The 18,153-nt window shown below is 64.2% G+C and carries 21 protein-coding genes and 1 riboswitch; of the genes, 4 read left to right on the top strand and 17 right to left on the bottom strand.

The annotated features are described in order from the left end of the window. Nucleotides 1–67 precede the first annotated feature (67 nt). The gene (locus NP534_RS09475) at nt 68–487 is read right to left on the bottom strand and encodes a tetratricopeptide repeat protein (RefSeq protein WP_033701508.1); all 420 of its coding nucleotides are present in this window, start codon (nt 485–487) and stop codon (nt 68–70) included. 952 nt (nt 488–1,439) lie between these two features. On the opposite strand from NP534_RS09475, the gene NP534_RS09470 reads away from it, so the two are divergent. From NP534_RS09470 to NP534_RS09460, 3 genes are all read left to right on the top strand, one after another. Further along, a complete protein-coding gene (locus NP534_RS09470) occupies nt 1,440–1,664 on the top strand; it encodes a hypothetical protein (protein WP_033700783.1) in 225 nt (74 codons plus the stop codon). Nucleotides 1,665–1,913: 249 nt separating this feature from the next. Next, nucleotides 1,914–2,396, top strand: coding sequence for a hypothetical protein (locus NP534_RS09465; protein WP_047581696.1), 483 nt, complete (start codon nt 1,914–1,916; stop codon nt 2,394–2,396). Between the two features lie 146 nt (nt 2,397–2,542). After that, nucleotides 2,543–3,808: an OmpP1/FadL family transporter gene (locus NP534_RS09460; protein ID WP_274098560.1), complete on the top strand. Its 1,266-nt coding sequence runs from the start codon at nt 2,543–2,545 to the stop codon at nt 3,806–3,808. A 41-nt stretch (nt 3,809–3,849) separates the two neighbouring features. Here the strand turns inward: NP534_RS09460 and NP534_RS09455 are convergent, their stop codons facing one another. Beyond that, entirely contained in the window at nt 3,850–4,779 is a 930-nt protein-coding gene (locus NP534_RS09455) for a LysR family transcriptional regulator (RefSeq protein WP_274098559.1), read from the bottom strand. Between the two features lie 115 nt (nt 4,780–4,894). Here NP534_RS09455 and NP534_RS09450 point away from each other — a divergent pair, with 115 nt between their 5' ends. Beyond that, nucleotides 4,895–5,155: a DUF2798 domain-containing protein gene (locus NP534_RS09450; RefSeq protein ID WP_033700788.1), complete on the top strand. Its 261-nt coding sequence runs from the start codon at nt 4,895–4,897 to the stop codon at nt 5,153–5,155. Between the two features lie 15 nt (nt 5,156–5,170). Here the strand turns inward: NP534_RS09450 and NP534_RS09445 are convergent, their stop codons facing one another. From NP534_RS09445 to cobO, 15 genes are all read right to left on the bottom strand, one after another. Continuing rightward, the gene (locus NP534_RS09445; RefSeq protein ID WP_033700789.1) at nt 5,171–5,722 is read right to left on the bottom strand and encodes a glutathione peroxidase; all 552 of its coding nucleotides are present in this window, start codon (nt 5,720–5,722) and stop codon (nt 5,171–5,173) included. Nucleotides 5,723–5,768: 46 nt separating this feature from the next. Further along, nucleotides 5,769–5,891 carry a hypothetical protein gene (locus NP534_RS09440; RefSeq protein ID WP_274098558.1) on the bottom strand — a complete coding sequence of 41 codons (123 nt, stop codon included), beginning with the start codon at nt 5,889–5,891 and terminating at the stop codon, nt 5,769–5,771. Continuing rightward, the gene (locus NP534_RS09435; RefSeq protein ID WP_434517954.1) at nt 5,888–7,090 is read right to left on the bottom strand and encodes an MFS transporter; all 1,203 of its coding nucleotides are present in this window, start codon (nt 7,088–7,090) and stop codon (nt 5,888–5,890) included. Before NP534_RS09435 ends, NP534_RS09440 begins: the two co-directional genes overlap by 4 nt. A 62-nt stretch (nt 7,091–7,152) precedes the next feature. Beyond that, nucleotides 7,153–7,557 (bottom strand): MarR family winged helix-turn-helix transcriptional regulator, encoded by a 405-nt coding sequence (locus tag NP534_RS09430; RefSeq protein ID WP_274098557.1) that lies wholly within the window; start codon nt 7,555–7,557, stop codon nt 7,153–7,155. Between the two features lie 60 nt (nt 7,558–7,617). Further along, nucleotides 7,618–8,799: a glycoside hydrolase family 5 protein gene (locus NP534_RS09425; protein ID WP_443201077.1), complete on the bottom strand. Its 1,182-nt coding sequence runs from the start codon at nt 8,797–8,799 to the stop codon at nt 7,618–7,620. A gap of 108 nt (nt 8,800–8,907) precedes the next feature. Beyond that, entirely contained in the window at nt 8,908–9,642 is a 735-nt protein-coding gene (locus NP534_RS09420; protein WP_274098556.1) for an adenosylcobinamide-GDP ribazoletransferase, read from the bottom strand. A gap of 1 nt (nt 9,643) precedes the next feature. Continuing rightward, the gene (locus tag NP534_RS09415; protein WP_274098555.1) at nt 9,644–10,210 is read right to left on the bottom strand and encodes a histidine phosphatase family protein; all 567 of its coding nucleotides are present in this window, start codon (nt 10,208–10,210) and stop codon (nt 9,644–9,646) included. After that, complete coding sequence (cobT, locus tag NP534_RS09410) at nt 10,207–11,262, bottom strand: nicotinate-nucleotide--dimethylbenzimidazole phosphoribosyltransferase (protein WP_274098554.1); 1,056 nt, start codon at nt 11,260–11,262, stop codon at nt 10,207–10,209. Before cobT ends, NP534_RS09415 begins: the two co-directional genes overlap by 4 nt. Further along, complete coding sequence (gene cobU, locus NP534_RS09405) at nt 11,259–11,780, bottom strand: bifunctional adenosylcobinamide kinase/adenosylcobinamide-phosphate guanylyltransferase (RefSeq protein WP_033700796.1); 522 nt, start codon at nt 11,778–11,780, stop codon at nt 11,259–11,261. Before cobU ends, cobT begins: the two co-directional genes overlap by 4 nt. A gap of 1 nt (nt 11,781) precedes the next feature. Continuing rightward, nucleotides 11,782–13,236, bottom strand: a complete 1,455-nt coding sequence (locus tag NP534_RS09400) for a cobyric acid synthase (protein WP_274098553.1) — start codon at nt 13,234–13,236, stop codon at nt 11,782–11,784. Then, nucleotides 13,233–14,225 (bottom strand): threonine-phosphate decarboxylase CobD, encoded by a 993-nt coding sequence (gene cobD / locus NP534_RS09395; protein WP_274098552.1) that lies wholly within the window; start codon nt 14,223–14,225, stop codon nt 13,233–13,235. The genes NP534_RS09400 and cobD overlap by 4 nt, the downstream gene beginning before the upstream one ends. Further along, the gene (gene cbiB, locus NP534_RS09390) at nt 14,218–15,126 is read right to left on the bottom strand and encodes an adenosylcobinamide-phosphate synthase CbiB (protein ID WP_033700800.1); all 909 of its coding nucleotides are present in this window, start codon (nt 15,124–15,126) and stop codon (nt 14,218–14,220) included. Before cbiB ends, cobD begins: the two co-directional genes overlap by 8 nt. Beyond that, on the bottom strand, nt 15,123–15,773 hold the full coding sequence (bluB, locus tag NP534_RS09385) for a 5,6-dimethylbenzimidazole synthase (RefSeq protein WP_186654565.1): 651 nt from the start codon (nt 15,771–15,773) through the stop codon (nt 15,123–15,125). The genes cbiB and bluB overlap by 4 nt, the downstream gene beginning before the upstream one ends. Next, entirely contained in the window at nt 15,770–17,065 is a 1,296-nt protein-coding gene (locus tag NP534_RS09380) for a cobyrinate a,c-diamide synthase (RefSeq protein WP_274098551.1), read from the bottom strand. The genes bluB and NP534_RS09380 overlap by 4 nt, the downstream gene beginning before the upstream one ends. Further along, a complete protein-coding gene (gene cobO, locus NP534_RS09375; RefSeq protein ID WP_095064096.1) occupies nt 17,062–17,673 on the bottom strand; it encodes a cob(I)yrinic acid a,c-diamide adenosyltransferase in 612 nt (203 codons plus the stop codon). The genes NP534_RS09380 and cobO overlap by 4 nt, the downstream gene beginning before the upstream one ends. Before the next feature lie 120 nt (nt 17,674–17,793). Further along, nucleotides 17,794–18,015, bottom strand: a riboswitch (cobalamin riboswitch). Nucleotides 18,016–18,153: the final 138 nt, after the last annotated feature.

Genomic DNA, 18,153 nt, shown 5'->3' with positions numbered 1-18,153 from the left:
GCAGCTTATCAGCCTGAGAAGCAGGTTGCCTGTGCCTGCAACAGGGCCGCTGGCGGCAATGCAGTGCTCAACCTGAAAACCACTGCCCCAGCAGCCGCCGCGCTTCCTGCGAGCCCTGCGCCGCCGCCAGTTCCAGCCAGTAGCGGGCCTGCTCGGGCGCGTTGGCCTGGCATAACCTTGCATACTCCAGCTGTGCGCGCCGATCACCGGCACGGGCGGCTTGACGCAGCAGTTCGTGGCCGATGCGCCGGTCCCGGGCGTTGCCGCAATCACGGCACAGCATCTGCCCCAACCGGCTCTGGGCTACCACGACGCCTTGGCGGGCCGGCTGTTTCAGCAGGCGACCAGCCAGGTGCTTGACCTGAGGCTTGTCACCCAGGCGCGGGCTGTCGAGCAGCCACAGGGCCACTTTCAGGGAAAAGCGTTTGGGTGGGGGCACTGACGACGCATCAGCCGGGTTGGCGAGGTGTTTACTGCGAAACTTCATGAGCAACAGGAAAGGTAACTCGAAAGGCGCGCCACTCTACTCCATTTTTCCTGGCGTGGCCTGTCGATTTATGGAGGATTGAAAAATAATTTCGATGATCTTTTCTTGACGTTTTCAAGTGGATGACCAACCGGTCTACGGGTGCCCGAAGATTGTCAGACAGTTCCCTGGCTTGCTGGCACGCCCGTCCTAGAGCAAGCGCTCGGGACAATCCACAGTTCCTGTGGATAACTCGGTGGACAACCCCCTTCGGTGGCTCCAAAACCCCCGTGAATTGGGGGCTCCAGTCAAACTGACGATTTTTTCACCAGCAAAAATTAGTGTTTTTTTTCATTGACTTAGCCCCCCAGTCAAGTCATTGGCGAGGCTCTCAGCGCCTGTTGCCGCCGTGTTACAGCTTGCGCGCCAAATGTGCACAAGTGCACCACAAGCCCTCATTCGAGTGCACAAAATGAGTACATCCACGGCAATGCCAGCCATTTGCCCCTCTTCACAGCATGCGAAAGAAGCGCCATACTGCTCGGCTAACCTGCACCCTTGCAGAAACATTTGCCAAACCGTTCTATTCTCGGTAAGGTGTGCCTCGTTAGTACCAAGCTGAAAGTCAATTGGCCTTAAGCGTCCTTGCAGAATCGCTCCCCCAACAGCGAAGCCTGCTGAAACCAGGACCGGCCCACTCGATGATTCCTTCGCCAGCCATACGCTGCCCAAGCTCGAATCACCTAGCAGATTGATCAGGATCCCACCCCGATGGCCTAGAACCTTGGCCCCGGTGTGCTGCCTGCCCTCTTAAGTACCTACCAGTCAGCCCAAGCGCCCACTATTTGATTGCGCTCCCTCTGGCTGCTTTGTTCCAGTCAGGTTCGTTCGTCCCTTAATAAAGGCGTCACTGGAACGTTTCTATCATGCACGGATCATATCCTCCGTGTTTAAAGCAGGAACCTCCAATAATATGCAAACTCATCCGCACATTCAGGCTGCCATTGGCACCCTCTCCCAGGCCTTCTCGCCGTTGAAGTGCCTTATCGTTGCCCCTCGCAAGGGCAGCTTCAGCTTTACCCTGGTGGACGAACACGGCGTCGCCTGCCACACCGAACGCCTGTACGCCGATCAGTACAGCCGCAAGGAACCCCTGCAGGCGGTAATCGCCCGGACGCGTCAGTCGCTCACTGCGTGAGCGGCGAATACCTCGGTATTCAAGCGCTGAATCGCTGTTTCGACACCCTGCCCGATCGTTCTTGGCGTAATTGCCGCACGGCATATAGCCAAGGACGTCAGGCAGCAATCGATTTAAAAACAGCTCTTTACACCACGATTATCACACTACACTTCAACTCGAGCGGTGCTAACCGCTTCCGGCGGGCCTGATCATTCACCAGCTGCCAAGCTCCAGCGCCCGTCCGGCCCTTACTTGCTCGAGGGCATTATGGGTATCGCTGCGAATGAATTGTGTCTGTATGTGATCCGGCCAACCCTGGTCTACCTGAACCGTCACTGCCCTAGCGCCGAAGCGTTGTTACTGGGCATTGCCGCCAGCCAGTCGGCACTCGGCTCAGCCTTGCACGACCGACGTGGCCATGGCCTCTACCGCATCGGCGAAACCCGCCACCAGGCGCTCTGGGACGAGTATCTCGCCCGCGACCCGGACCTCGCCAGCCTGGTCCGTGGCCTGGCCAGCCAACACGCCTTTCTCGGCGGCCCCCACCTGGAACTCACGGTAAACCTGCGCTACTCCACCGCCATTGCCTGGATGCTGGTCGAAGCCCAAGCCACGGCGCTGCCGGCGGCTGACGACCTGCTGGGCCTGGCGCGTATCTGGCGGCAGGTTTTCCACCCCCAAGGTCGCCTGCGTGACTTCACTCAAGCCTGGCACACCTGCATAGATCAGAGATTGCCTCAGGCATCTTAGGAAACGCCCTACAGCATTACTGGAAAAAATGGAATTTTGGTCGGATTGTCCTACAAAACCGCTCTATCTCCTGTGATTGAGGCTATAGCGCGGCGCGCGATTTGTTGGTAGCTTTTCGCCCCGGAGATCCCAAGGAGTTTCTAATAATGAAAAAAGTAATGCTCAAAACCTCCCTCGGCGTAGCCGTTGCGCTTGCTTCCAGCCAACTGCTCGCCAGCGGCTTTGCCCTGAACGAACAGAGCATCAGCAGCATGGGGACAGGTTTCGCGGGACGTTCTTCTTCTGCCGATGATGCCAGCACCGTGTTTGGCAACCCGGCCGGCATGTCCCGCCTCAAACGCGAACAGATCACCGTGGGCGGCGCCGCCGTCATCGCCAAGTCCGATATCTCGGGCCGTGGCAGCAACCTCGGGGGGGAAACCGACGGTGACATGGTGCCGCTGGTCGGCGTACCGATGGGGTACTACGTCAAGCCGATCGATGATCACTGGAGCGTCGGTTTCGGCGTCTACGTGCCCTTCGGCCTGGTGACCGACTACGGCAGCGACGATGCCGCCCGCTACTGGGGCAAAAAGAGCCACGTCGAGGTCGTGACCTTCCAGCCAACCATCAGCTACGCCTTCAACGACAAGGTCTCGATCGGTTTCGGCCCAACCATCAACCGCATCAAGGGTGAACTGGGTTCGAGCCTGATCAACCCCTTCACCCCTGGCCGCAACGATGGTGAAGTGAAGATCAAGGGCGACGACACCGCCGTGGGTTACAACATCGGTATCCTGGTCCAGGCCACCGACAGCACCCGCGTCGGCCTGACCTACCACTCGATGGTCGACTACAAGCTCGAAGGCAAGACCCGCGTCAGCACCCCGCTGATCGGGCCGTTCAACGGTAACAAGTTCGACGCCACCCTGAAGATCAAGACGCCAGAGTCCGTTGACCTTTCGGTCACCCACGAACTCGACGACCAGTGGACCCTGTACGCAGGCAGCACCTGGACCCGCTGGAGCCGCCTGAAAGACATCACCGTGCAAAACGATGTGCCAGCGCCGCTGGCCGGTTCCGCGTTCCAGACCATCACCGAAGAGCAGAACTGGCACGACACCTGGGCACACGCCATCGGCGCGTCCTACAAGGTCAACAAGGAGTGGGTACTGCGTACCGGCTTCACCGTCGACCAGTCGCCAACCAACAACCACGACCGTTCACCGCGCATCCCGACTGGCGATCGCAAGGTGTTCAGCCTGGGGGCGGGTTGGAGCCCGAACGAAGACATGACCATCGACGTGGCCTACTCCTACCTGTGGGAGGAAGACACCAAGGTCAACCAGGTCAGCGCGACCAAAGGCAGCTACCAGGCCAAGTACGAAAACAGCGCTCACGGCGTCGGTGCCTCCCTCACCTACCGCTTCTGAGTCATCCCGCGCATGGAGAAACCGCCCTTGTGGCGGTTTTTTCATGCCTGGACCTGCCAGCTGTCACCCAGGCATTCGCGCAGGTAGTCCGTGAAGGCACGTACCTTAGCGGTCATGGCGAAACGATCGGCCAGGCACAGGTAGATATCCATCGGCTCGGCCTGGGCATAGGCCTGCCCGCTGTCGCTGTATTCGAACAAAGGCACCAGTTCACCCGTGGCCAGGTAAGGCTGAACGATGAAGGCTGCCAGCCGGGTGATCCCGCCATCGTGTAGCGCCATCTGGGTCAGGGCATCGATATCGTCGCTGATCAGCACGGTGCCGAACTCTGCCTCGAAACGCATGCCGTCGCGCATGAAGCCCCACCGCAGGAAGCGGCCATCCACCGGGTAACGGAACACCAGGCAGCGGTGCTCGCGCAGGGCCTCGGGCGTGGCAGGTACACCGGCGCTGGCCAAGTAACCGGGCGAGGCGCAGCAAATGAAGGGGATACGCGCGATGTGCCTGGCCAGCAGCTGGTCTTCCAGTTGCGGGGCGATGCGCAGGCTGACATCCACATCTTCGCGCGCGTGGTTGACCCGTCGATCAGTCGTTACCAATTCTATCGAAAGCTGCGGGTAACGGGCACTGAATGCCGGGATCAACGGCGCCAGCACATGGCGACCGAAGGCGGAGGTCGACGCAATGCACAGGCGGCCCTGGGGCTCACTGTCGGGCGTGGTGACGGCGAGCTCGGCCTGGGCCAGATCACGCTCTACCTGCCTGACCCGCTCGTAATAGAGCGTACCCGCCGGCGTCAGCGCCATGCTGCGCGTGGTACGGCTGAGCAAGCGCACCTGCAGATGCGCTTCAAGCCGTGCCAGGTTCTGGCTCACTGCCGCCGGGCTGAGCCCCAGGGTGCGCGCACCCGCAGCGATGCTACCGGCTTCGACTACCTTGATGAAGCTGCGAATAGCATTGAGCAGGTCCATGTTGCGCCCTTTGGATTCGTAAGAATCTCTTTATAAAGAACTCAACCACGGTGGTCTACAAGCCCGGCAGAGGTGATTGCTAACCTGCGCCCTCACTTACTGTTCTGGAGTTCGCATGAACGACCTGTCCCCGACACGCAGCCGGCGCAAACTGCGCCCCAGCGCCACACCCTACGTTTTCGCGTTCTACATGTCATCGATCATGGCGCTGCTGATGTGCTTTGTGATCACGGCCGCCAATGCTGGGGTGAATCCGCAGTACCTGGGCAATGTGCTGAAGGCGTACCAGTTGGCCATGCCGGTGGCGTTTGTCTGCGTGTTGATGGTCAGGCCGCTGGTGGTGCGGCTGGTGGCGATCACTGTTCACCCTCATTGAATCGAAGGAAAAGCACTACGGCTGCGATGCGATGGCCTTCTCGATCGCAGCCCTGAAGGCAGGGTCATCCGGCTTGGTCAGGCTGGAAAAATTGCCGATCACCTTGCCCTTGCGGTCCACCACGTACTTGTAGAAGTTCCACTTCGGCGCACTGCTCTGGTTTGCCAGCTCGCTGAACAGCGGTATCGCATCCTTGCCGCGTACTGCCTGGGCCTTGGTCATGGTGAAGGTCACGCCATAATTGGCGTAGCAGACGTTGGCAATTTTTTCGCTATCGGGGTCTTCTTGCTTGAAGTCATTGGAGGGTACACCAAGCATCTCCAGCCCCTGCTCGTGGTACGCCTTGTACGTTGCCTCCAACCCCTCGAACTGCGGCGCGAACCCGCAATAGCTGGCCGTGTTGACCACCACCAGCGGCTTGCCGGCAAAGCGCTGACACAGGTCGACCTGCCCCTTGCCACGCAACTCCGGCAGGCTGCCCTGCAACAAGGCGGGGCAATCCGCAGCCCAGCTCGACGTGGCGGCAAGCAGGCCCAGCACAGGCACCATCAACCAATGTGCACGCATCATTCGTTTCTCCGGCAAGACAATCCATGAACTTGCAGGGTAGCGTTTAACAAACGCTCATGCCCAATTGCATCAACGCCAGCCCACCCTTGTGCCAGCCCCACCATACCAGCGCCAGCAGAGCGACAGCGGCAGCGGCCAGCAGCCCCTGGGCCAGGTAGCGATTCATGCGGCCTGGGCCTGCAGGCGGGCGACCGGGCGCTCACGTACCGGCCAGCTGAGCGCCGCAGCCAGCAGGCTGAGCAGCACCGAAATTTGCCAGACGAGGTCGTAGTTGCCCGTGCGGTCATACACCACCCCGCCCAGCCAGCCACCCAGGAAGGCGCCCAACTGGTGGAACAGGAACACGATGCCGCCCAGCATCGACAGGTTGCGCACGCCAAACAACGTCGCCACCGTGCCATTGGTCAGCGGTACGGTAGACAACCAGAGCAAGCCCATGGCGATGCCGAACAGGTAGGCACTGACCTGGGTCACAGGCGCCCAGAGGAACAACACGATCACCACCGCGCGCAGCAGATACAACCCAGTGAGCAAGCGCGGCTTGGACATGCGCCCACCCAGCCAGCCGGCGGTGAAGGTGCCGACGATGTTGAACAGGCCAACCAGTGCCAGCACCGTGGTACCAGTGGTGGCAGCCAGGTGCTGATCGACCAGGTAGGCCGGCAGGTGCACCCCGATGAACACCACCTGGAAGCCGCAAACGAAGAAACCCAGCGCCAGCAACCAGAACCCCGAATGCGAGCAGGCCTCACGCAGGGCCTGGCCCAGGGTCTGCTCAGCGCCATGGCTAGGCAGCGGGCGGTCGCGCAACATGCCGACCAGGGGCACGATCAATGCCACCAGCAGGCCCAACACCAGCAGCGCAGCGGACCAGCCCAGCCACTCGATCAGGCCAAGCGTGCCTGGCAACATGGCGAACTGGCCGAATGAACCGGCAGCACTGGCAATACCCATCGCCATGCTGCGTTTCTCGGCAGGCACGGCGCGCCCGACCACACCCAGGATGACCGAGAATGAGGTGCCGGAAAGGCCGATGCCGATCAGCAGCCCCGCACTCAACGACAACGACCAGGGCGAATCGGCCATGCCCATCAGGACCAACCCGACGGCGTACAGGATGCCGCCGATGATCACCACCCGCGCCGCCCCCAGGCGGTCGGCCAAGGCACCGGCGAAAGGCTGCGCCAGCCCCCACACCAGGTTCTGCAAGGCGATGGCGAAGGCGAACACCCCACGCCCCCAGCCAAAGTCGGCGCTCATCGGCCCCAGGAACAGGCCAAAACCGTGTCGCACACCCAAGGACAGCGCCAGAATCAGCGCTGCCCCCATCAGTACCCACCCGCTGGTTCGCCACACCGAAGTCATTGTCGTTATCTCCAGCACTTCGCAAGGTTTACGGGTATATACCCGTTTATAGTCGTATCACTTCAGGCCAGCTGTTCCAGCAAACGTACCAACTCATCGCGCTGCCCAACACCCAGGCGCTCGACCAGCAGTTCTTGAGCCTGCTCCCAGGCCGGGTAAGCCGCCTGCAACAGCGCCTTGCCTGGCTCGGTCAGCAGCACCACACGGTTGCGCTGGTCATCGCCGTCAGCCAAGGCCACCAGGCCATCGGCTTCCAGCACCCGCAGGTTGCGCCCCAAGGTACTGCGTTCAAGGCCCATGGCCTCGGCCAAGGTGGTAATGCTGGGGCGGTCGAGGCGCTGCAAGTGGCGCAACAGGGAAAACTGGGCGACATTGACGCCGAAGCCGGCAAGGGCCTCGTCATAATGCCGGCTCACCCCACGGGCAGCTCGACGTAAATGGGTGCAGATGCATTCACTGGTCAACATGGATACGTGTATATACCCGCGTCATGAGTGTTGCAAGAGATTTCAACTATCAGCGAAAGGTCATTCAGGCTTCAGGCGTTTGCTGATCGGCTCGAACTCCGCCGTAGCCTTGCGTGCCAGAGGGTCCGGCGCGCCCTGATCAATGGCTTGCCAGTAGCGCCACGGCACCTTGGCACTGCCCAGTTCGTAGTCCATGCCATCCCAACTGTCTTCACGGAAGCTGTAGAACGCCCAGTGCAACTGGTTGCTGTCTAGCACTGTAAGAACGTCTTCCAGGTAGCGCTGGCAGCCTGGCAACCGGCGCATGCAACCGAACTCCCCCACCACTAGGCGTGAGCGTGGCACGTGCATCGCTTCGCTCCAGGCCAGCGGTTGTTGCAGGTATTGCTGCACACGCTGGCCATCCCACTGCTGCGTCTGCCCGGCGAACGGTACAGGGCCGGGGTAGGCAAAGGGTTGCTTGCGCGTCATGTTCGGCGCACTGGTGGCGGAATAGGGTTCGTACATGTGTACGCTGTACAGCGCCCGGCTGTCTGCCAACGGCGCGGGCCAGTAACCAAAAGCATCGGCGGCGGCATACCAGCCTGCATCGACCATGATCGGTGTGTCTGGGTCCTGTTCACGGATGGCCGCCACCAACTGCTCATACAGCGCTGGCAAGTCACGGGCGGTACCTTGCGCTTGTGCATACCAGCGCTTCATCTGCTCAGGGGCAGCATGTTCGGCCAGGCCACCGTGTTGTTCGGGGGCGGGTTCATTGATCAGGTTGTAGGCCGCGATGGCGGGATGGTCCTTCAATTCACGCGCCAGGTCCCGCCAGAACGCAGCGGCCTGCGACCAGTAGCGTTTGTCTTGCCAGAGGCGGTCGTCAAACTGGCCCTGGTTGTTCTGCGACCATCGCATGCCAGGCAGGGAAAGGGGGGCAATGACGACCTTGAGCCCGGCCAGATGAGCACGGTCGAGCACAGCACGCAGTTGAACCACATCGGTTGCGGGCAGGCCTTGATAGTCATCAGCGCTACCCAGCAGGAAGTCGCGCTGCGCTGGCTGCCACTTGTCATAAGACAGCCGAACCCAGGTAGCGCCATAGGCACGCAAGGCATTGAAGTAGGCTTGGTCGGGAGCCAGCCGATTGAAACTGTTGCCGCCGTGGCGGGGCGTATCCCAGAAGCTGATCAGATCAGCAGCGGTGACGGGCAAGGCGAGAAAAGCAAACAGGCTGGCAAAGATCCAGTGGCGCATAAAGGGCCTCCCTGGCCGCGTGAATGGGAGGCCGATGATAAACCCAAGTCTATGATGGGCGTGGCTGCGGTTACGTTGCTGGAAGTTTCTTCGCCCTGCTGCAGTCGCTCAGAGAGCGAGTGCCAGCCCCATCACCACGGTCAGCTCCAGCAACTCCAGCATCGCCCCGGCGGTATCGCCGGTCGTGCCACCCAGACGCCGGCACATGACATGCCGCAGCCAGGCGAACACGCCCAGCACCGCCACCAGTACCCAGATCACGGGCCAACCACCAACGGCAAGGCACAAGACGGCGCTACCCGACAAGACCCACCCGGCAGCAGCACGTGGCAAATGCTCGGCCAGCGCCTGCCCCAACCCCCCGGGCCTTACATAAGGCGTGCAGAGGAACAAGCCAAGCATCGCCGCCCGGCCAACCACCGGCGCCAGGATCAGTTCCACCCCCACCCCATGCTCGACCAATGCCCACAAGGCGCAGAATTTCAGCAGCAGCACCAGCACCAGGGTCACCACGGCAATCGGCCCGCTGCGGGGGTCCTTCATGATCTGCAGCGTGCGTTCACGGTCACCGAAACCACCGAGCCAGGCATCGGCGCTGTCGGCCAAGCCGTCCAGGTGCAGTGCGCCGCTGAGCAACACCCAGAGCGTCAGCAGCATTGCTGCATGCAGGGCCGTGGGCGCGCCGTACAGAAGATGGTTGGCCAGCCACAGCAGCAGACCGAACAGCAGCCCTACCAGGGGGTAGCACAACAGCGAGCGGCCCACTTGGCGTGGCTCGGGCATACCGGGCAAGCGCACCGGCAGGCTGCTGAGGAACTGCAAGGCAATCCAGAACGCCAGCATGTCAGTGCGCCTCGGCCCATTGGCCGTCGTCACGCAGCACCAGGCGGACCAATGCGCCGTGGGCAACTTCCACCTGCAGCAAGTGTTCCCTGGGCATGCCACGCGCCCGGGCCAGCAACAGGCGCATCACGCCGCCGTGGGTGACCAGCAGCACACGCTTGCCGGCATGCTGCTGGCCCAGCCGCTCGACGCCAGCCAGAACGCGCTCGGCAAACGCCTCGACCGGCTCACCATTGGGCGGCGTACACGCGTAAGGGTCGGCCCAGAAACGCCCGAGGGCGTCGGCCTGGTCTTCCATGATCTGCGCCGCGCTGCGCCCTTCCCAATCACCGAAATGCAGCTCCTGCAGATCAGCCTCGCGCTGTACCGGCAGGTGTAGACGCGCCCCCAGCTTGTCGGCAAACCGTGCACAACGCTGCAAGGGCGAGCTGACCAGCACCTGCCATGGGCCAGCCTCGGCGACGGCGTCACGCATCTGCGCCCAGCCCTTTTCGGTCAGAGCATCGTCAAGGCTGCCACGCAGGCCACCTTGCTCCGTTTCGCCGTGGCGCAGCAGGTCGAGGATCATGCCGGGCGGTCCGCCACGGCGGCCTCGGCAAATGTCGCCATCTGCCCGTGCAGTGCGCAGGCCAGGCGCAACAAAGGCACCGCCAGGGCGGCACCGCTGCCCTCACCCAGGCGCAGGCCCAGCGCCAGCAGCGGTTCGGCCTGCAGTGCTTCGAGCAGGGCCTTGTGCCCTGGCTCCGCGCCCTGGTGGGCAAACAACAGCCATGCCCGGCACTGCGGGTTGAGGCGCACCGCCACCAGTGCGGCGACACTGCAGATGAAGCCGTCCACCAGCACCGCAATACCTTCTTGCGCGCAGGCGATGTAGGCGCCGGCCAAGGCGGCGATCTCGAAACCACCAACGCATGCCAGCGCCTGCAGCGGGTCGTCCGCGCGCAGACCATGCAGGATCAGCGCTCGCTCGATGACTTCGGCCTTGTGCCGCACACCGGCGGTGTCCAGGCCAGTGCCCGGGCCGCTCAGCTCACGGGCCGGGCAACCCAGCAGGTTGCTGGCCAGGGCGGCGGCAGCTGTGGTGTTGCCGATGCCCATTTCGCCGCCGATGAACAACTGCGCACCCTGTTCGGCCGCCCGCAGGGCGCTGTCACGGCCCGCCTCAAGCGCGGCCTGCAACTGGCGCTCGGTCATCGCGGGGTGGCGGGCGAAGTTGGCGGTGCCGGCGCCCAGGCGCAAATGCCTCACGCCGGGCAGCTCCAGCGCAGGGTCGATGGTACCGAGGTCGACCACTTCCAGGCTGGCGTGCAGCTGGCGAGCCAGCACGCTGATCGCCGCACCACCGCCGACGAAGTTGCGCAGCATCTGCCCGGTCACCGCTTGCGGGTAGGCTGAAATGCCTTCCTCGACCACGCCGTGGTCACCGGCGAAAATGGTGATGGTGAGCTGGTCCAGTGCGGGCCGCTCACGGCCTTGCAGGCCCGCCAGGTGCACAGCAAGGCCTTCCAGCTGGCCGAGCGAACCGGCAGGTTTGGTCAGATGCTGCTGACGGGCGCGGGCCTGGTCCATGGCGGCGTTGTCGAGGGGTTGGCAGGCGTCACGCCACCAGGCTTGAGTCATAGTGCAGGTCCTTTGAGCATAAGGGGCAGGCCAGCCACGGTCAGTACCACGCGCTGACAGCGTTCGGCAACGGCCTGGTGCAACCAGCCGGCCTGGTCGACATAGCGCCGGGTCAGTTCGCCCATGGGCACCACACCCAGGCCGGTTTCGTTGCTGACCAGAATGAGGGTACCCGGCAACTGCTCAAGGCAGTCGAGCAGCGCATCACGCTCCTCGGCCAGGCGCTGGTCGTCGTCGAGCATCAGCAGGTTGGTCAGCCACAGGGTCAGGCAATCCACCAGCAGGCAACGCCCTGCGGCTGCTTCGCGGCGCAGCACGGCAGCCAGCGCCAGGGGCTCTTCAATCAGCCCCCAGTCGGCAGGCCGGCGCTGGCGATGCAGGCGCACGCGTTCGTTCATTTCGCCGTCCAGCGGCTCGCTGGTGGCGATGTAGGTCACCGGCAGGCCGCTGTCGCTGGCCAACTGTTCGGCCAGGCGGCTCTTGCCGGAGCGCGCACCACCAAGGATCAGGTTGCGCATTTCAGGCGACTCCACACAGTGTGCGCAGGTGCGCGGTGTCCAGGTGCTTTTCCACCAGGTCCGCCAGGCGCTCGATGTCACGTTCGCGCAGGGCCTGATAGTCGATGGTCTGTGCGTCCGCCAGCCCGGCCCAGCGCAACAGCGCGGCGCACGACTCGCTGCCTTCGAACAGGCCATGCAGGTACGTGGCGAGGACCTGCCCGTCGGCACTGATGGCACCGTCGCAGCGCCCGTCATCAAGCTGCACGGCAGGCTGTTCCAAGGCCGCGCCTTGGGTGACGCCGGCATGGATCTCGTAGCCGGACACCGGCGCCTGTTCCAGGGTCAGGGTACCGGTGACGTTGCGCAGTTGCTTGTCGGCCTCCAGCACCGTGGCGTATTCGAGCAGCCCCAGCCCTGGGCTGGAGCCCGCCGGCCCTTCCAGACCCAGCGGGTCGTGCACCTGCGCCCCGAGCATCTGCAAACCGCCGCAGATACCAATCAGCTTGCCGCCGTAGCGCAAGTGGCGGGCAATGGCGGTATCCCAGCCGCGCTCGCGCAACTGCGCCAAGTCGCCACGCACGCTTTTCGAGCCGGGCAGGATGATCAGGTCGGCAGGCGGTATCGGTTGGCCCGGCCCGATGAATTGCAGGTCCACTTGTGGGTGCAGGCGCAGCGGGTCGAAGTCGGTGTGGTTGCTGATGCGCGGCAGCACCGGCACGATCACCTTCAATACACGCTCATGCTTGGCTGCCTGGCGTACATCTATGCCGTCCTCGGCCTCCAGGTGCAGGTCGGTGACATAAGGCAACACACCCAGCACCGGCTTGCCGGTGCGCGCTTCCAGCCAATCCAGGCCTGGCTGAAGCAGAGCGATATCACCGCGAAAGCGGTTGATGACAAAGCCCTTGACCCGTGCCTGCTCACTCGGCGACAGCAATTCGAGGGTGCCGACAAGGTGCGCGAAGACCCCGCCGCGATTGATGTCAGCCACCAGAATCACCGGGCAGTCCACCGCTTCGGCAAAGCCCATGTTGGCGATGTCGCCGGCACGCAGGTTGATCTCCGCAGGCGAGCCTGCGCCTTCGACCATGACCACCGGGTACGCAGCGCTCAGGCGCTGGTGCGAGGCCAGCACGGCCTGCATGGCGATGGCCTTGTAGTCGTGATAGGCCACTGCATTCATGCTGGTGACCGCGCGCCCGTGGATGATCACCTGGGCGCCGGTGTCGCTGTTGGGCTTGAGCAGCACCGGGTTCATGTCGGTGTGCGGCACCAATCGGCAAGCCTGGGCCTGTACGGCCTGGGCCCGGCCAATTTCGCCACCATCGGCGGTAACCGCGCTGTTGAGCGCCATGTTCTGCGGTTTGAATGGCACCACGCCGACGCCCTGACGCAGGAGCCAGCGGCACAGCGCGGTCACCAGCGTGCTCTTGCCGGCATCGGAGGTGGTGCCTTGCACCATGAGCGTGGTCATGCCGTTTCCTTTTGATAGTCGGTCAGGGCCTGGGCCAGGCGTTGTTCGTCCGCAGTGCAGGCAGGCAAGCCCAGGCGCACGGCGGCTGGCAGCGCGAACAGGCGAACCAGGATGCCGCGCCGGGCGAGAAAGTCATGCAGGTGCGCGGCACGTTCGCTGCGCACGTACTGGAACAGGTCGCAGCCACCGCTCGGGGCCAGGCCGGTGCTGCGCAACAAGGCAGCGAGCCGCTGGCTGCTGGCGGCGCAGCGGTCGATCTGCAACAGGTGGGCGGTGTGGTCGGCAAAACAGGCCTGAGCCAGCACCCGCGTCGGGCCACTGATAGTCCAAGGGCCAAGCAGCTCTGCCAGGCGCTGCAGCAGGCTTGCTTGAGCCGCAACGAAGCCCAACCGGACACCGGCCAGGCCAAAGAACTTGCCAAACGAACGCAGCACGATCAGCCCTGGCCGCTCGGCGCAGTCGACCACGCTATGAGCGGGGGTGTTGTCCATGAACGCTTCGTCGACCACTAGCCAGCCTCCGCGGGCTGCCAGGCGGCCATGCCAGTTGAGCAGGCGCTCGCGGCTGACCTGGCGGCCGGTCGGGTTGTTGGGGTTGACCAGCACCAGCACATCGAGGCTGTCGAGCGCGCCCTCGACCTCAGCTTCATCCAGCTCCAGCAACTGATGCCCTGCCCGCTGCCAGGCGTGCGGATGCTCGGCGTAGCAAGGGGTCAGCACGCCGACCCGGCCAGCCGGGCGCAACAACGGCAAGGCCTGGATCGCGGCCTGCGAGCCGGCTACCGGCAGTAGCTGGCGAGTGCCGTAATACTGCCGCGCGGCCTCTTCCAGGCCGTCTTCGGTCTCTGGCAGGCGCGCCCAGGCGTCGAGGGGAATCGGCGGGATCGGGTAAGACCAAGGGGCGATGCCGCTGGACAGGTCGAGCCAGTGTTCGCGCGCGATGCCGTATTGATGCACCGCACGTAGCAGACGACCACCGTGTTCAAGCATTCCAGTAAGCCCCCAGGCAAATCACCAGTACCCACAGCCACACACCTCGCTGCACCAGGCTCCAGCCGCGCTCGATGGCGTCGGCATCGGCCATCGGCCCTTCGCCCAGGCGTGGCCGCTCGTGCAGCTCACCGTGGTAAACCGCCGGGCCGCCGAGTTCGACCGCCAGCGCGCCGGCACCGGCCGCCATCACCGGGCCTGCGTTGGGGCTGTCCCACAGTGGCCCCTGGTTGCGCCAGCAGGCCAGGGCCAGGCGGGTCTTGCCGAGCAGCGCGTAGGTCAGCGCCACCAGCCTTGCGGGAATATAGTTGAGCACATCGTCGATACGCGCCGCGCACCAGCCAAACCGCTCGAAACGCTCGTTGCGATAGCCCCACATGGCATCCAGGGTATTGCTCAGCCGGTACAACACCACACCGGGCGCGCCAGCCAGCACAAACCAGAAGAGCGCGGCGAACACAGCATCGCTGCCGTTCTCCAGCACCGACTCGGTGGCTGCCCGGGCCACGGCGGGCTCGTCCAGCTCGCGGGTTTCGCGGCTGACCAGGTAGCCGACCCGCCGCCGTGCCTCTTCCAGGTCGCCTTGGCGCAACGCGTTGGCCACCGGCAACACATGCTCGCCAAGGCTGCGCAGCCCCAGGGCGCAATACAGCGCCAGCACGTCCACCAGCCAGCCGATGTACGGCAGCCAGGACAGGATCAATGCGACCAGGGTCAGCGGCACCACGGCAATGAACCACGCGCTCACCCCGTGGCTGCGCCAACCGCGCCCGCCAGCGTTCAGGCGGCGCTCCAGGTTGGCGGCCATGTTGCCGAACGCCACCAGTGGATGACGCCGTTGCGGCTCGCCCAGCAAGGCATCCAGGGCCACCCCGGCCACGGTCAGCAAGGCAACGCTCATGGCCGCTCTCCCCATTGGTTGTGATACAGCATGTCACTCAAGGGGCGTTGTTCGGCCCAGTTTTCCTGCACCAGCATTGGCGCCGGATAGAATTCGGTCACAGGCCCCAGGCACAGCACGGCCACCGGCTTGGCGCCGGCAGGCATGCCCAGCAGCTCGGCCAGGGCCAGCGGGTCGAACAACGACACCCAGCCCATCCCCAGGCCTTCGGCTCGCGCCGCCAGCCACAGGTTCTGGATGGCACAGGCCAGCGAGGCGAGGTCCATTTCCGGCAAGGTGCGACGGCCGAAGATGTGCGGCTCGCGCTGGTCCATCAAGGCGGCCACCAGCAGCTCGGCACAATCGTTGATGCCTTCGACCTTGAGGGCCATGAACGCATCGGCTCGTTCACCCAGGGCATCGGCGGTGCGTACCCGCTCCTCCTCGACCAGCGCCTGGATGCGCTCGCGCAGGCCACGCTGGGTGATACGGATGAACCGCCAGGGCTGCATCAGCCCGACGCTGGGTGCCTGATGCGCCGCGGCCAACAGGCGGCCAAGCAGCGCCGGGGCCACCTCGCCACCGGCGAAATGACGCATGTCGCGGCGCTCGCCGATGGCCCGGTACACGGCGGCGCGCTCGGCGTCGCTGAAAGCGTGTTGGCTCATGGTCGCAGCAGCGCCGCCGCCGCGTCAGGGTTGGAGGGGAAGTAGAAGTGCACGTAGGATGCCGTCAGGCGTCCCAGGCGATACACCGCCTCGTTGCCACGCCCGCCGTTGGGGCTCAGGCCACGCGCGATCGGCGTCAGCTCGGTGCTGGTCAGGGAGTGGTGGTAGGTATGCCCGCGCAGGGTACCTTCCGGCAGCTCCACGGCCTGCAAGGCCAGGGCTGCAAGGCGTTTCTGCATGGTCGCCTCGCCCGCCAGCAAGCCGAGCAGTTCGGCACGCTCCCCCGCCACATCGGTCAGTGCGTCGAGCAGGTAGAGCATGCCGCCGCATTCCGCCAACAAGGGCTTGCCCTGCCCGTGATGGTCACGGATCGCCACGCACATGGCGGTGTTGGCCGCCAACGCGTGGTGGTGCAGTTCGGGATAGCCGCCCGGCAGGTACAGGCTGTCCACGGTTGGCAGTTCACGGTCATGCAGTGGCGAGAAAAACACCAGTTGCGCGCCCAGGTTGCGCAGCAGGTCGAGGTTGGCACCGTAGGTGAAGGCAAACGCCTCGTCCCGGGCCACGCCGATGCGCACACCGGCCAATGACGCGGCGGCCGGCTGTAGCTCGGGCTCGGCAAACGCCACCGGTGGCGGTAAAGCAGCATCGCAACTGGCACCCAGCGCTTCGGCCGCAGCATCCAGGCGGGCATCCAGGTCGTTCAGTTCGCTGGCTTGGACCAACCCCAGGTGGCGGCTGGGCAGTTCGATACCCCGCTCACGCGACAAGCCGCCATACCAGCGCAACCCCTCGGTCAGGCTGCCTTCAAGCAGTTGCGCATGGCGCAGACTACCGACCCGGTTGGCCAGCACACCGGCGAACGGCAGGTCGGCCTGGTAACGAGCCAGCCCCAAGGCCAGGGCACCGAAGGTCTGGGCCATGGCCGTGCCGTCGATTACCGCCAGCACCGGCACGCCGAAGTGGCGCGCCAGGTCGGCGCTCGACGGAGTACCGTCGAACAGCCCCATGACCCCTTCGATCAGGATCAGGTCGGCCTCCCCGGCTGCGTCCCACAGCAGGCGGCGGCTTTCCTGGGCGCCGATCATCCACAGGTCGAGCTGGTAGACCGGCGCGCCGCTGGCACGTTCGAGGATCATCGGGTCGAGAAAGTCGGGCCCGCATTTGAACACCCGGACCTTGCGCCCAAGGTTACGGTGCAGGCGGGCCAAGGCGGCGGTGACGGTGGTCTTGCCCTGGCCGGAAGCCGGCGCTGCAATCAATACCGCCGGGCAGTGTCGCATTTGAGTCACAGTTCGACGCCTTTCTGCGCACGGATACCCGCCTGGAAGGCGTGCTTGAGCATGCCCATCTCGGTGACGGTATCGGCCAGCTCGATCATTTCAGGCTTGGCCGCGCGGCCGGTGACGATCACGTGCTGCATCGGCGGGCGGGCCTGGATGTCGGACAGCACCTGGTCGAGGTCGAGGTAACCATGCTTGAGGGCGATATTGAGTTCATCGAGCACCACGAACTGCACGGTCGGGTCCTGCAGCAGCTGGCGCGACACCGCCCAGGCGGCTTCAGCGGCGGCAATGTCACGCTGGCGGTCCTGGGTCTCCCAGGTAAAGCCTTCGCCCATCACGTGATAACGCACCTGTTCGGGGAAACGCCGGAAGAACAGCTCTTCGCCAGTGCTGTTGCGGCCTTTGATGAACTGCACCACGCCGCACTGCATACCATGGCCCAGGGCACGGGCGAGCATGCCGAAGGCCGAGCTGCTCTTGCCCTTGCCATTGCCGGTCAGCACCAGCAGCAGGCCGCATTCGTTGGGGGAATTGGCGATACGCTCGTCGATGATTGCCTTTTTGCGCTGCATGCGCGCCAGGTGGCGTTCGTCGCGTTCGGTGGGTTCGCTCATCAGGGGTCTCCGCAGGCTGACGCCACGCGAGAGGCGGCGACAGGTCGATAGGCAGGCAGACACAGAGCGCGCAGGAGCAGTGGCCGTAGGCCACGGTGCACCGCGCATCACCCTCCGTGATGCCGTTGGCTGTATCAGGCCGGTCTCCGGGCTTGCGAGCGGGCCTTGGCCCGGGCCTGCGCGCCTTCCCGGATGCTGGCATCCAGTGGCTGTGCGCGACCTTTGACTCACCTACCGTTGCGGGGGCAGCGCCGGAATCGCGCCTTTGCTGGCGCCCACCGGCTTCCCAGTTTCACCCTGCTCAGTCGAGGCTGGCAGGGCACCTGAAACACGCCGCGAAGGTTAGAGGGTTGGGCCGGGAGCGTCAATCGCACGGGGGGGATTTGGGTGGGCGGTTTGGCTTGAGTGGTTGCTGAGGCATAAATCGAGCGCCGCCCACGCGGCGCTCGACCTTACAGGCGCTGAAAAACCATCGCCACG

Origin of the sequence: Pseudomonas sp. 39004 (genome assembly GCF_028682155.1) — a bacterium.
Lineage (GTDB): Bacteria > Pseudomonadota > Gammaproteobacteria > Pseudomonadales > Pseudomonadaceae > Aquipseudomonas > Aquipseudomonas capeferrum.
Note: the sequence above shows the minus strand (reverse complement) of the source record. Positions and strands in the feature narration are given on the sequence as shown.

Excerpts from the sequence above, each read along its gene's own strand:
- NP534_RS09475 (WP_033701508.1), bottom strand. The coding sequence starts at position 487 with ATGAAGTTTCGCAGTAAACACCTCGCCAACCCGGCTGATGCGTCGTCA.
- NP534_RS09470 (WP_033700783.1), top strand. The coding sequence starts at position 1,440 with ATGCAAACTCATCCGCACATTCAGGCTGCCATTGGCACCCTCTCCCAG.
- NP534_RS09465 (WP_047581696.1), top strand. The coding sequence starts at position 1,914 with ATGGGTATCGCTGCGAATGAATTGTGTCTGTATGTGATCCGGCCAACC.
- NP534_RS09460 (WP_274098560.1), top strand. The coding sequence starts at position 2,543 with ATGAAAAAAGTAATGCTCAAAACCTCCCTCGGCGTAGCCGTTGCGCTT.
- NP534_RS09455 (WP_274098559.1), bottom strand. The coding sequence starts at position 4,779 with ATGGACCTGCTCAATGCTATTCGCAGCTTCATCAAGGTAGTCGAAGCC.
- NP534_RS09450 (WP_033700788.1), top strand. The coding sequence starts at position 4,895 with ATGAACGACCTGTCCCCGACACGCAGCCGGCGCAAACTGCGCCCCAGC.
- NP534_RS09445 (WP_033700789.1), bottom strand. The coding sequence starts at position 5,722 with ATGCGTGCACATTGGTTGATGGTGCCTGTGCTGGGCCTGCTTGCCGCC.
- NP534_RS09440 (WP_274098558.1), bottom strand. The coding sequence starts at position 5,891 with ATGAATCGCTACCTGGCCCAGGGGCTGCTGGCCGCTGCCGCTGTCGCT.
- NP534_RS09435 (WP_434517954.1), bottom strand. The coding sequence starts at position 7,090 with ATGACTTCGGTGTGGCGAACCAGCGGGTGGGTACTGATGGGGGCAGCG.
- NP534_RS09430 (WP_274098557.1), bottom strand. The coding sequence starts at position 7,557 with ATGTTGACCAGTGAATGCATCTGCACCCATTTACGTCGAGCTGCCCGT.
- NP534_RS09425 (WP_443201077.1), bottom strand. The coding sequence starts at position 8,799 with ATGCGCCACTGGATCTTTGCCAGCCTGTTTGCTTTTCTCGCCTTGCCC.
- NP534_RS09420 (WP_274098556.1), bottom strand. The coding sequence starts at position 9,642 with ATGCTGGCGTTCTGGATTGCCTTGCAGTTCCTCAGCAGCCTGCCGGTG.
- NP534_RS09415 (WP_274098555.1), bottom strand. The coding sequence starts at position 10,210 with ATGATCCTCGACCTGCTGCGCCACGGCGAAACGGAGCAAGGTGGCCTG.
- cobT (WP_274098554.1), bottom strand. The coding sequence starts at position 11,262 with ATGACTCAAGCCTGGTGGCGTGACGCCTGCCAACCCCTCGACAACGCC.
- cobU (WP_033700796.1), bottom strand. The coding sequence starts at position 11,780 with ATGCGCAACCTGATCCTTGGTGGTGCGCGCTCCGGCAAGAGCCGCCTG.
- NP534_RS09400 (WP_274098553.1), bottom strand. The coding sequence starts at position 13,236 with ATGACCACGCTCATGGTGCAAGGCACCACCTCCGATGCCGGCAAGAGC.
- cobD (WP_274098552.1), bottom strand. The coding sequence starts at position 14,225 with ATGCTTGAACACGGTGGTCGTCTGCTACGTGCGGTGCATCAATACGGC.
- cbiB (WP_033700800.1), bottom strand. The coding sequence starts at position 15,126 with ATGAGCGTTGCCTTGCTGACCGTGGCCGGGGTGGCCCTGGATGCCTTG.
- bluB (WP_186654565.1), bottom strand. The coding sequence starts at position 15,773 with ATGAGCCAACACGCTTTCAGCGACGCCGAGCGCGCCGCCGTGTACCGG.
- cobO (WP_095064096.1), bottom strand. The coding sequence starts at position 17,673 with ATGAGCGAACCCACCGAACGCGACGAACGCCACCTGGCGCGCATGCAG.